The sequence below is a fragment of the Sphingobacterium sp. genome (assembly GCF_032065005.1).
Classification (GTDB): Bacteria; Bacteroidota; Bacteroidia; order Sphingobacteriales; family Sphingobacteriaceae; genus Sphingobacterium.
On sequence record NZ_DAMBMM010000001.1, the window covers coordinates 183,298 to 195,748 of the forward strand.

At 38.7% G+C, this 12,451-nt stretch carries 10 protein-coding genes; 8 read left to right on the forward strand and 2 right to left on the reverse strand.

The genetic code is table 11. From position 1 onward, the window contains the following. Nucleotides 1-120: 120 nt before the first annotated feature. On the forward strand, nucleotides 121-1,185 hold the full coding sequence (locus RT138_RS00795; RefSeq protein ID WP_313189086.1) for a class I fructose-bisphosphate aldolase: 1,065 nt from the start codon (nucleotides 121-123) through the stop codon (nucleotides 1,183-1,185). A gap of 40 nt (nucleotides 1,186-1,225) precedes the next feature. Here RT138_RS00795 and RT138_RS00800 read toward each other — a convergent pair whose 3' ends face one another. Further along, a complete protein-coding gene (locus RT138_RS00800; protein ID WP_313189087.1) occupies nucleotides 1,226-2,128 on the reverse strand; it encodes a hypothetical protein in 903 nt (300 codons plus the stop codon). A gap of 362 nt (nucleotides 2,129-2,490) precedes the next feature. Here RT138_RS00800 and RT138_RS00805 point away from each other — a divergent pair, with 362 nt between their 5' ends. From RT138_RS00805 to RT138_RS00830, 6 genes are all read left to right on the forward strand, one after another. Further along, nucleotides 2,491-2,658 carry a hypothetical protein gene (locus tag RT138_RS00805; protein WP_313189088.1) on the forward strand — a complete coding sequence of 56 codons (168 nt, stop codon included), beginning with the start codon at nucleotides 2,491-2,493 and terminating at the stop codon, nucleotides 2,656-2,658. A 291-nt stretch (nucleotides 2,659-2,949) separates the two neighbouring features. Then, a complete protein-coding gene (locus RT138_RS00810) occupies nucleotides 2,950-4,320 on the forward strand; it encodes a glycoside hydrolase family 76 protein (protein WP_313189089.1) in 1,371 nt (456 codons plus the stop codon). A gap of 100 nt (nucleotides 4,321-4,420) precedes the next feature. Next, a complete protein-coding gene (gene msrA / locus RT138_RS00815) occupies nucleotides 4,421-5,059 on the forward strand; it encodes a peptide-methionine (S)-S-oxide reductase MsrA (RefSeq protein WP_313189090.1) in 639 nt (212 codons plus the stop codon). Between the two features lie 269 nt (nucleotides 5,060-5,328). Further along, nucleotides 5,329-6,066, forward strand: coding sequence for a sterol desaturase family protein (locus RT138_RS00820; protein WP_313189091.1), 738 nt, complete (start codon nucleotides 5,329-5,331; stop codon nucleotides 6,064-6,066). Next, nucleotides 6,067-7,953 (forward strand): beta-ketoacyl-ACP synthase III, encoded by a 1,887-nt coding sequence (locus RT138_RS00825; protein ID WP_313189092.1) that lies wholly within the window; start codon nucleotides 6,067-6,069, stop codon nucleotides 7,951-7,953. It begins immediately after the preceding gene. Between the two features lie 9 nt (nucleotides 7,954-7,962). Further along, nucleotides 7,963-8,859, forward strand: coding sequence for a DUF6999 family protein (locus RT138_RS00830; protein WP_313189093.1), 897 nt, complete (start codon nucleotides 7,963-7,965; stop codon nucleotides 8,857-8,859). A gap of 74 nt (nucleotides 8,860-8,933) precedes the next feature. Here RT138_RS00830 and RT138_RS00835 read toward each other — a convergent pair whose 3' ends face one another. Then, complete coding sequence (locus RT138_RS00835) at nucleotides 8,934-10,565, reverse strand: ABC-F family ATP-binding cassette domain-containing protein (RefSeq protein ID WP_313189428.1); 1,632 nt, start codon at nucleotides 10,563-10,565, stop codon at nucleotides 8,934-8,936. Between the two features lie 136 nt (nucleotides 10,566-10,701). On the opposite strand from RT138_RS00835, the gene RT138_RS00840 reads away from it, so the two are divergent. Beyond that, on the forward strand, nucleotides 10,702-12,336 hold the full coding sequence (locus tag RT138_RS00840) for a glycoside hydrolase family 32 protein (protein WP_313189094.1): 1,635 nt from the start codon (nucleotides 10,702-10,704) through the stop codon (nucleotides 12,334-12,336). Nucleotides 12,337-12,451: the final 115 nt, after the last annotated feature.

A 12,451-nucleotide genomic window follows, 5' to 3' on the forward strand; every position in this document is an offset into this window, starting at 1 on the left:
AATTTAAATAAATATTTTTACCGATTGTTGGTAAATTATTCATTGTTATCAGAAACAATTCTAATGCCATCATGTTCAATAATTATAATAGCTTGTATATAAAGATTTAAACGTAATAAAATGAATATCAATAAATTGATTGAACACCTAGGATCTGAGGATTTGTTAAAATATCAAAGTAAGACAGTAAATAAAGAACTGCTTCATTTACCCTCTCCATCCTTTATTGATGATGTATATGGACTGACTGACAGAAATCCGCAGGTCTTAAGGAGTCTAGGAAATATTTTCGGTCACGGAAGGTTAGCTGGAACTGGCTATCTTTCCATTCTTCCGGTAGATCAGGGCATCGAACATAGTGCTGGCGCTTCATTTGCTGCAAACCCTATTTATTTTGATCCTGAGAATATTGTCAAACTGGCAATAGAGGGTGGCTGTAATGTTGTGGCATCAACATTCGGCGTGCTAGGCGCTGTATCTAGAAAATATGCGCATAAGATTCCCTTTGTTGTCAAGATCAATCACAACGAGTTATTGTCCTATCCCAATAAAAGTGATCAGATTCTCTATGGGACAGTTCGCGAAGCTTGGAACATGGGAGCTGCTGCAGTAGGAGCGACCATCTATTTTGGTTCTGAGGAATCAGGGAGACAGATTGTTGAAGTGAGCAAAGCCTTTCAAGAAGCCCATAGCTTGGGCATGGCAACCATCCTATGGTGTTATTTGAGAAATGATGCGTTTAAAAAGGATGGCGTGGATTATCATTTATCTGCTGATTTGACGGGGCAAGCTAACCATTTAGGGGTGACCATAGAAGCAGATATAATAAAGCAGAAGTTGCCAGAAGTCAACGGTGGCTATAAAGCCTTAAATTTAGGGAACAGTAGTTATGGTAAGCTTGATGAAAGAATGTACAGTGAATTGAGTTCGGACCATCCTATTGACCTTTGCCGCTATCAGGTATTAAATTGCTTTGCGGGCAGATCAGGTTTGATCAATTCAGGCGGCGCTTCAGGTAAAAACGATCTTCGGGATGCTTTGCAAACAGCCGTAATCAATAAAAGGGCTGGGGGAACAGGCTTGATCAGTGGAAGAAAAGCTTTTCAAAAGCCAATGAAAGAAGGTGTAGAACTGCTTCAGGGAATTCAAGATATCTATTTGATGAAGGAAGTAGATATCGCTTAATATTGAAAAGGATAAATGGGCAACCTATCTATTTGCCCATTTACTCTTCATTTTTACTGGTATCTGGTTCTTCGCCCATTGCATATTTTCGGATAATATATTCACTGGCCAGTTTTAGTCCACGTTCGCTATGTTCAGGATGCAATCCAGCCGTCGTGAAAAACTCAATTTCATTATTGACCTTAGAATACCAAATTCTATTTACATCCTTAAGACCTAAAGTATCATATCTCGTGATTTTTCTAAAGTTTTTTAACCTTTCTTCATCCAGAGCAATCACCTTTTGATTCCACATGTTATTGTCTAAACAGTCTACCACAATGTATCGGTCCTTAAACCAAACCATGCACTCCTTTTTATCCTTGAGGGTAATATACCCTAAACTTGCAGCAATCAGTCCGGCAGATCCCACCCACATTATTGCCTTTTTGTTGAATTTCGAAGTATTTGTTCCAGATTCCCGCGACGAGGAACCTACTACAGAGCTTTGTCTACTTGAATCAGGAAATTTCGGATGCTCTTTTTCAGCGGGTTGATTTAAAGGTAATATGGAAGCCTCCTTTAATTTAGGTTTTATATCTACTATCCAATCATCGATCCTAAATGGTCTTGGTTGAAAGTCAATCAGTACTGCTAAAAGCTTTACAATAGTTTCATCGGGATTGCTGGTTTTACCATCAATAAAATATCGTACAGGTTTTAATTTGTCGATGTCAATTCCGGCAATTGATTTTTCTAGATCTCCTAGTTCGTCCTTTAAGATAAAGAAATCTCTCAGCGTTTTTCTGTCATCAGGATTCATACCTTCATTCAAAAGGAATAGGGCATAGTCTCTTAGATTAGCAGAAGTTGGATTTGCTAATCGGTCATGTAATTCATTGTTTTTGTGTTTTTCCCAATAGCTGGCAAGAACGCGTTCTTTAAATTTATTGAATGCTGACATTCCTTTAATAAAATATTTTCCTCCCCAAGATTTACGAATCCGTAATTCTAATTAATAATACATTTCGTAGCCAAAACAGTTTCACAGCAGAGTGCTTTGGAAAAACCGGAATTCAAATGGAATTACCGGAAATATCGGAAATGGTTGATTATGAGCAGCTTTTAGTGCTTTAGTTTTGCTTTTGAAATCAGCGGTTAATTCTGTTTGTGCTTTCAAGGAAAGATACAAAAGAGATTTCAATATTGAGGAATTCATGCCCCTCAATTCCAAAAAATTCAGAAGGCCTTCTGGAAAATTTTCTAGCAATCCCATACAAGGTGTATGAGGACCTAGCAGGCTTTTACCTTCTAATTTTTTGAAAAATGTGGTACTTAATCCTTTACCATTTAATGAACACCGGCAACCCAACGATGCCTATTGAACCGATTGATAATGATGCGATAATAATACAAGCCAGCTCGGCTTCGGGAGATGATGACCCAGTATATGGAGATCAGGGTCAGGTGCGACCTCCACGACCTAAAAAATAACACAATCAGTATATTTGGTTGCCCATTTGGGCAACCAAATTATTCCCTTTTTATTGCTACTGCTTTTGTCCAATTTATTCTGCACCTATGGTAATTGATTTTTTGTTTAATTTTTATGTATCTTAATCTTCACATGCTGAGTGATCAGCTTATGATGCTACAATAACTTAAACCCAACATTTCTTAAATCAAATGCTTAAAAGTACTAATCTGCCATTCGCAATAGCTTCGATTTCTATTGTTATCAGCTTAATTTTCTTTCCTTATTCCAATTCTTTTTCTCAAAATGCTGTGAGAAGCAATACCGCAAAGGATACTTTTTTTGACCTGCCAGATGAGAATCTGCAGAGATCAATGGCACTAGTTGATAGCACTATTGCAGCATATTTTGAACCGAATTCCTTTAAGATGAGTAGGTTTTACAATCCTTTCAATAAAGTGAAATCTGAAGAGACTGCTAGTGTATGGATGTATTCAGCTGGGATAGAAGCGGTGAATGCAATTTTATCAGGTTTAAGAGCAAACAAAGAATATGGCAGCCAAAAGCTTTATCTGGAGAATTATGCTAAATATGAAAAGCTACTTTCAAAATTATATGAGAACCTAGATTATTATTTGGGAACCTTTGAATTAGTATCCTATACTCAAACAAAAACTTGGTCCGTTTATGCAGTTGATCGGGTGGAGGAAAAAGGGAAAGCCAATGTGACTGGCATTTTAAATGTCTATGATGATCAAATGTGGTTATTGCGGGAATTGATCCATTCATATAAATTGACAGGAAATAAGAGTTACCTGGATAAGGCAGAATATTTAGCGGCCTATGTTCTGGATGGATGGGACTCAACTTTAGATGAAAATGGAAAGGAAATCGGTGGAATTCCATGGGGGCCAGGTTATACGACAAAACATGCCTGTAGTAATTCTCCTTTGATCAGTTCTTTGGTATGGCTCCATGAAATTTATAAAACCAAAAAGGATCAGATTGAACATAGGTTTATTGATATTAAGGATGGCAAAACCAGACTTTCGAAAATGGAACCTAAGCATGTTTATTATTTGAATTTTGCAAAAGCTATTTACAAATGGCAAAAGGAAAACTTATTAAACCAAGACGGCGTATATACTGATATGATGGGCGGTTGTGATCCTGATTGCAAAATCCGTTATGAGGAAATAAACGGTATAAAATATCGTGCGAATACAAAATTGACCAAGGCAGTCGGGGAATCATATTCCTACAATTCCGGGACAATGCTTTCTGGAGCTGTTGATTTATTCCGGGTCACAGCAAATGAACAATATGACAAGGAAGCCAAAGAACTGGCCAAGAACAGTTTTTCTTTCTTTGCAAAAGAAGGAAAGGAGATTCCTGATTATTATTCCTTTGGAACAGAGGGCTTCAAGAACTGGTTTAATGGAATATTATTGCGAGGGTTTAAGGATTTGGCCATGAGCGACAGTAATTACGGACAATATATACAACCCTTTCAGAAGAATCTAGACTATGGTTATCAACATGCCAATAAAGATGGCTTCTTGGCAACCAATCTCTTAAAAGGATGGGGTGAGGGAAAGGATAAGCATGGTTTGGAGGGAATGTTCATGTTTACCTATGCAGCAGAGTATGCCTTACTAGCAGAGTATTATTACGGACTATAGGCTAATCTTCCTTGTTATTTATCAACTAAATCTCACATTTGAAGCCATAAACACATTTTTTGTACAAAATCCTTAACTTTATGTTTCAAATCTTAGAGCCATGAAAAAATTAGCAGTAATTGCTTCAACAGTCCTAGTCACTGTAATCATCATGACCATGGGCTTTACGGAAGGAAATCAAAAGGAAGAAAAATCAGAAACAAATAGCACAATGAGTTTAACAGGAAAAGAAAAAGAGATATATTTTGCCGGCGGATGTTTTTGGGGAACCGAACATTTTTTCAAATTGGTAAGAGGGGTAGTGGGTACAGAAGTTGGTTATGCCAATGGAAACAAAACCAATCCTACTTACGAAGAAGTTTGCTCAGGCAGTACCGGAGCGACTGAAACCGTAAAGGTAATTTACGACCCAGAGGTGATTGATTTAGGACTATTGATAGATCTTTACCTTGAAAGTGTAGATCCAACAACTTTAAATAGACAAGGGAACGATAGAGGAACTCAGTATCGTACTGGAATTTATTATACGGATAAAAATGATGAGCCTCTGATCAAGGATAAACTGCATGCCTTGTCATTATCCATTCAAAGCCCTGTGGTGGTAGAAAATGAACCTTTGAGAAATTTCTATGATGCCGAAACCTATCACCAAGACTATTTAGATAAGAATCCAGGTGGATATTGCCATATAGGTCCTGAGCTTTTTGAGGTTGCCAGAAAAGCAAATCCTAAAAAATAAAAGGTAAGAACTTAAAAATGAGGGAAGCAAATATTATTTTTTGCTTCCCTTTTTTTGTGTTTTACATGAATATAGCTGTTTTCAGGGGGAGTATTTCTGCATTATTTTTCGCTAATTTGAATAATTAGATAAGAAAGAATGGCAAATCCATATTTTATGGAAATTTACATTGACAAATATTTGCCTACATTCAATGTTTTGAATAATAAACAATCAATAATAAGAGTTAATATATAAATTGAATTTCAATAGCTGAAGCCTAATTATTAATGAACGAATTACTGGAAAACACTTTCAATTTCGTGCTCTCGAAATGGTACTACACAAGTGCTTTTTTCTTCATGTTTTTTAGTGTCCTTTACTTTGTAGGAGCCTTTATTACAGAAACCTTTGTACAGTATAAAACCAAGAATGCGAGTTTGAGGAAGATCGTATTTGCTCAAAAACCTGGACAAAGGGCTAAAGAAATTAAGAATTCCCTGCTTTCCATCTTGGTATTTTCACTGCAAGCTATATTATTTCAATATTTATTCTCCATCGGAGTGTTCAAGGTCAGGTTTGACAATAATTGGAATTGCCTCTGGGAAATCCCATTGCTCTTCCTTTGGAACGAAATACACTTTTATGCAGTCCATTGGCTATTGCACAGGCCTTGGTTCTTTAGGAATGTTCATAAGGTCCATCATTGGTCAAAGGAACCTACCGCTTATTCTATTTTTAGCTTCCATTGGATCGAATCCTTTCTGTTAGGGACCGTAATTTTCTTTCCTCTGTTTTTCCATGATTTTCAGGTCTATTCCATTTTGAGTTTGCCAGTTATGAGTTTGGTCATCAATTTGCTTGGACATTGTAACCATGAGATACCAAGTAATAAACCAAGTACGTCATTTTCAAAATATACTTTTAGGCACAGCATGCACCATAAATGGGGTAGAGGCAATTTTGGTTTTATGCTCGGCATTTTTGATAAGATCTTCAATACTCAAATTTCAGATAATAAACACTAAATGAAAAAAGACAATAGACCAGTTTATATAAATGCCATTGGCATGCATCTTCCCAATTCACCAGTTTCTAATGATGAAATGGAAGAATACTTAGGCTTGATTGGCGGGAAACCTTCCAGAGCAAAGGAAAGGATGTTGAAACAGAATGGTATCAAGACAAGATATTATGCCCTTGATAAAAGCCAGAACTCGACGGATTCGGTAGCAGGAATGGCTGATAAAGCAATAAAAAACTGTTTAGCTAAAGCACAGGTCAACAAGGAGGATGTGGAGCTTTTAACAGCTGGTACAACTCAAGGCGATGTGCCTATTCCAGGCTTTGCAAGCATGGTCCATGCAGAAGCAAAAATGCCGGTATGCAATATTGTCTCGCATCAGAGTGTCTGTTCATCAGGAATTATGGCCTTAAAAAGTGCCTATCTGCATATATTGACTGGAGAAAACGAAAATGCCATTTCTTGTGCAGCGGATATGCCCAGTCGTATGTTTAAGGCCTCTCGATTTGAGAATCAACCCGAAATTCAGGAGAAAGGCTTGCCATTGGATACCGATTTTTTGAGATGGATGCTTTCGGATGGCGCAGGAGCCATGTTCTTATCTGATAAACCCAATGCTAAAGGATTGAGCCTTGAGGTTGAATGGATAGACTTAAAATCCTATGCCAATAGTTTTGAGGTCTGCATGTATACTGGTGCCAATAAAATGAGGGACGGCACCATTGATAAGTATTGGTTGGATTATCCAAGTTTTTCAGCCGCGGATGCCGATGCCGCTATTAATCTAAAACAAGATATTAAGTTGGTCAACAATACTGTTAACCTAGGTGTTCAACACCTTTTTCAATTGATTGAAAGCGGAAAAGTTGATCCTAAAAGAATAGACTGGCTAGTATGTCATTATTCTTCAGAATATTTTAAGCAACCTATTGTAGATCTTTTGAAAAAGGGAGGATTAACCATTGATGAAGATAAATGGTTTACCAATTTACATGATAAAGGTAATACAGGGGCAGCCTCCATCTACATAATGTTGGAGGAATTGCTATATAATGGGAAGTTGAAGCCGAATCAGGAAATCCTATGTATGGTTCCCGAGAGTGGCCGCTTCATTACCACCTTTATGAAACTCAAGGTAGTGGGCAATGCTCAGGAAGAGAAAAAACCATTGATCTCAAAGGAAGATGAAATCTTAGCGCCTGAAATCCATATTGATAATAAACCTGTACAGGAGAAACTCGTGCGCGACCTTACGCAGATTTGGGTAGATTTTGAGCTATCTCTACGTAGCACGCCGATTATCGAACGGATTTACAATGGGACGATCAGTCTGGAAGATTATAAACTCTTATTGTTAAATTTAAGGCAACAGGTAATCGATGGGTCGCAATGGATTGCACGGGCTGCTTCCAATGTGAGCATGGATTATTTTGATATCCGTTCTTCCTTTATTTCCCATTCTCGCGACGAACATAAAGATTATCAGATCCTCGAAAAGAACTATATCAATTGTGGTGGAAAGAAAGAAGACCTTTATCAGGGTGAAAAGAACATCGGTTCGGAGGCTCTGAGTGCCTATATGTTCCATAAAGCAAGCCAACCCAATCCTTTCGACCTCTTAGGAGGAATGTTTATCATTGAAGGCTTGGGCAATCGTTTGGCTGGAAAATGGGGCCGTGCTATCCAGCATCAATTGGACCTAAAAGATGATCAGGTTTCTTTCTTTATCTATCATGAAACCTCTGACTCCAACGACAACCATTTTGAGCGTTTTGAAAAGGCACTTAATTCAGAATTGTTAACTGAAGAAATGGCAAAAAGAGTAGCCAAAACGGCGAAAGTTGTGGCAAAACTATATCAATTGCAATTGGCAGAAATCGGAAATTATTAATCAGCTTCTATGTTACATACCAGCGAATATTTCGAACATAAAAAGAACAACCCCAGAGACCCAAGTCATTGGCATGCATTGTTCTTGGACAATAGTGTCCCCTTTAATAAAGATGCTAAGGCTGCTTTCTTATTTGATTCCAATAGAAAGAGTAAGCAATTTATGTTGCCTTTTTTAAGGGTATTTGGTCGATTGACCATAATTATCTTACAGATCTTTAAGGCAATTGCTCCTAATCTGATCAATGCCCCTAAAACCCTGCATCGCTTTCTTTATTGGGGCATGAAGTATTGGGTTTCCCCTGAAGCCAACTTTTTGATCTTGCGGCATTTTTACCTTGGGTCTGAAGTCTTGCGATTTATCAAGGACAATGTGAAGGGAGCCGAGGATATTCCAATGAATCCCTTAAAGCCATTGTCTTTAGAAGTGGTCAAGGATAACTTGTTCTTGGAACATGATCTTAACCTTTACAATTTCATTATCAATTTAAATACAGCAATTCAGGAAAAAGGATTGAAAATTGAACCAGTTTCCAGTCCAGATTTCTCTGCAGTCTCTGCAGGGCCAATTCCCTTTGAAGAATTTCCGAAACGTTGGACCAACATGATGGACCTCTCTTCGGCGATTGAGGTATTCACACCAGTCTATCAATTCTTTTTAACGGATAATGATTTTTGGAGGGCATCTAACTCCTTGCAATTGGATGAGGTCATTGGAGTATATGCAGCAACGATAATGAGCTGCCCTGAAAAACTCATTGCCTTGAACAATAAACATCCCATGATTCCATTGCCTACTTATGGAGCAGGATTTAGGCTAACCCTGCATGGTTTATCTACCGAGGTCCTACATCATCTGATTTCACAACAGAAGCTGCATTCCGAGGAGACTCCGGTCGTTGTTTAAATTAAGGAATATTCATAAATAGAAAAAGGGTTAACACGATAAATGTTAACCCTTTTTCATTAATATCTGAAGATTTATTTCTCTATCTCTTTCAAGCTATTCATCTTCTTGTATTCCAAGAAGCCTTTGATGTCCTCAAAATGCTCACGTACGCGTTTGTTTCCGAATTCAAAAACTTTGGTTGCCAATCCATCCAAGAAATCGCGGTCGTGGGAAACCAAGATCAAGGTGCCATCAAAATCCTGTAGGGCATCTTTGATGATATCCTTTGTTTTCATGTCCAGATGGTTGGTTGGCTCATCCAGAATCAATACATTCACGGGCTCCAGCAACAATTTGATCATGGCTAATCTCGTTTTTTCACCGCCTGAAAGAACCTTTACCTTTTTCGTCGTATCATCACCGCTAAACATAAATGCTCCCAGAAGATCCTTGATCTTAACCCGTACATCACCAACTGCAATCTGATCGATAGTTTCAAATACGGTCAGATCTTCATCCAATAAAGCAGCCTGATTTTGGGCAAAATAACCGATTTTTGCATTGTGGCCTACTTTTAAGGTGCCTTCAAAGTCGATTTCACCCATGATCGCTTTGATCATCGTGGATTTACCCTCACCATTTTTACCGACAAAGGCTACCTTCTGTCCACGCTCTATGACCATATTTGCCTTTTGGAATACCAAATGGTCGCCATAGGTCTTGGTGAGATCTTCCACAATGACAGGATAAGTTCCTGATCTTGGTGAAGGCGGGAATTTCAGGCGCAAGGCTGAGTTGTCAACTTCATCGATTTCAATGATCTCCAATTTTTCCAACATCTTAACCCTAGACTGAACTTGTAAGGTTTTGGAATAAGTTCCTTTGAAACGGTCTATAAATTCTTGGTTATCGGCGATAAAGCGTTGCTGCTCTTCATAAGCCTTCAACTGGTGCAATCTACGTTCCTTGCGAAGTTCCAAGTAATGGCTGTATTTGGCCTTGTAGTCGTAGATTTTACCCATGGTCACCTCAATGGTCCTGTTGGTAATATTATCTACGAATGCACGGTCATGGGAAATCACGATCACTGCCTTTGCCTGATTGACCAAGAAATCCTCTAACCATTCAATACTCTCGATATCCATATGGTTGGTCGGCTCATCCAACAAGATCAAATCTGGTTTCTTTAATAGGATTTTCGCCAACTCGATCCGCATACGCCATCCTCCTGAAAATTCAGAAGTTTGACGATTGAAGTCTGAACGCTCAAAGCCCAATCCCTTCAATACCTTTTCAACCTCAGCATCGTAATTTGTCTCTTCAATAGAATAGAATTTCTCGCTCAGTTCTGATACGCGTTCGATCAATTTCATGTAATCGTCCGTTTCATAATCGGTACGGATATTCAATTGTTCATTCAGCTCCTCCAGCTCATCACGCATTTTATAGACCTCTTCAAATGCCTTTGAAGTTTCTTCAAAAACGGTCATATTATCCTTGGTCAACAAATGCTGCGGTAAATATGCGATTACGGCATCTTTAGGACCAGAGACATTTCCGGTGGTTGGTTTCCCAACACCAGCAATGATCTTTAATAAAGTGGATTTACCGGCACCATTCTTACCCATTAAGGCGATTTTGTCATTCTCATTGATTGAGAAGGTCACATCGGAAAAAAGAGTTGTTCCCCCAAAGGAAACGGAGATGTTATTTACATTGATCACGATTCGCTCGAATTTATTTTGAGCTGCAAAGATAGAGGAAAAATTCATTCTTTTGACCGAGTTCCTAATTTTAGGATTTTCAAGTGAAGGCCTTTTGTTAAAAATTCTTATCTTACTCTTACCTAATCCATTCGCTATGAAAAAACTTACCCTGCTTATCCTTTCGGTCTTGCTGAGTGCTGGACTTTCTGCAGCTGAAATCACCTTAAAAATCAATAAGAAATACCTCAATTTTCCGATATCCAATGCGCAGGATCGGAAGAAAATGGAATTTAATCCTGATGGACATGATACTTGGTCAGTAGTCGTTAGGCTAGCCCCTGAGCATGCAGATTATTGGGTGTTTTATGATGTTTCCCATCTAATGGGGAAGAATCTAAAAATCTCCTTTGATGGGGATGAGAAGGCCTTAAAGCAGATCTATCAAGCTGATGAGATCAAGGATCAGGAAAGTCTATATCAAGAGCAGAATCGCCCTCAATTCCATTTTTCTACCAAAAGGGGATGGATCAATGATCCTAATGGTTTAGTCTACTATGATGGAGAATACCATTTGTTTTACCAGCACAACCCTATGGAAAGGGAGTGGGAAAACATGCACTGGGGCCATGCAGTCAGTAAAGATTTGCTCCATTGGGAGGAGTTGCCTACGGCCTTATATCCAGATAAATTGGGAACCATGTTTTCAGGTTCTGCAATTATCGACTATAAAAATACTGCAGGTTACAATAAAGGAGGGAAGCCGGCTATGATTGCCTTTTATACAGCAGCTAGTGCCGACAGGCAGGTGCAGTGCATGGCATATAGTCTTGACAATGGAAGAACCTGGACCAAATATGATAAGAATCCGTTGATTGATTCCAAGGAAAAGTGGAACAGTCAGGATACCAGAGACCCCAAAGTATTCTACCATGATCCTTCACAACATTGGGTGATGGTTCTCAATGAGCGAGACGGACATTCCATTTATACTTCCGGTAATTTGAAGGATTGGACCTACCAAAGTCATGTTTCAGGTTTTTGGGAGTGTCCAGAATTATTTGAACTTGCGGTTGACGGGGATCAGAATAATAAAAAATGGGTTATGTATGGAGCTACTGGTACCTATATGATCGGTTCATTTGATGGTAAGAAATTTACGCCTGAGGCTGGCAAGTACTTTTATAATGCAGGACATCTCTATGCCGCGCAGACTTACAGCAATATTCCTGATGAAGATGGCAGAAGGATTCAGATTGGCTGGGGGAGGATCCCTCAAGGCGATATGCCCTTTAACGGGATGATGATGCTACCTACGGAATTGACCTTAAGAAACACCAAAGATGGACCGCGATTATTCAGTGTTCCAATTAAGGAAACCGAGAAACTCTTTAGCAAGGTCGGTTCCTGGAAGAATTTAACGGCAGCGAAAGCAAACGAGTTATTGCGTCAATACAGTGATAAGGACAAACTGCGCATAAAAACAAAGATCAAACTTTCCCACGCCACTGATGCTGGATTCAATCTATATGCCCAAAGGATGATCAGTTACGATATAAATTCCAACATGCTGAATGGTATGTTCTATTCACCACAGGATCCTACAAGCATGGAACTGTCAGCTGATATCTATATCGACAGAACATCCATTGAAGTCTTTTTCGACAACGGAATCTATTCAAGCTACCTAGACCGCAAACCCGATAAAAACAATACGGAAGGCTACCATTTCTGGGGAAATAATATTGAGATATTAGAACTTGAAGTCTATGATGTAAAAGGGATTTGGTAAAAAACTGATGTGCGGCTCTTGAATTTCAAATATAGAACTCTATCGGCAATGTCAATAGGTTAAGGTTTTTTTGTGTCTTGCTGAGGAACGAAGCATCTCGAAACATTGCAAACCT

Excerpts from the sequence above, each read along its gene's own strand:
- RT138_RS00795 (WP_313189086.1), top strand. The coding sequence starts at position 121 with ATGAATATCAATAAATTGATTGAACACCTAGGATCTGAGGATTTGTTA.
- RT138_RS00800 (WP_313189087.1), bottom strand. The coding sequence starts at position 2,128 with ATGTCAGCATTCAATAAATTTAAAGAACGCGTTCTTGCCAGCTATTGG.
- RT138_RS00805 (WP_313189088.1), top strand. The coding sequence starts at position 2,491 with ATGTGGTACTTAATCCTTTACCATTTAATGAACACCGGCAACCCAACG.
- msrA (WP_313189090.1), top strand. The coding sequence starts at position 4,421 with ATGAAAAAATTAGCAGTAATTGCTTCAACAGTCCTAGTCACTGTAATC.
- RT138_RS00820 (WP_313189091.1), top strand. The coding sequence starts at position 5,329 with ATGAACGAATTACTGGAAAACACTTTCAATTTCGTGCTCTCGAAATGG.
- RT138_RS00825 (WP_313189092.1), top strand. The coding sequence starts at position 6,067 with ATGAAAAAAGACAATAGACCAGTTTATATAAATGCCATTGGCATGCAT.
- RT138_RS00830 (WP_313189093.1), top strand. The coding sequence starts at position 7,963 with ATGTTACATACCAGCGAATATTTCGAACATAAAAAGAACAACCCCAGA.
- RT138_RS00840 (WP_313189094.1), top strand. The coding sequence starts at position 10,702 with ATGAAAAAACTTACCCTGCTTATCCTTTCGGTCTTGCTGAGTGCTGGA.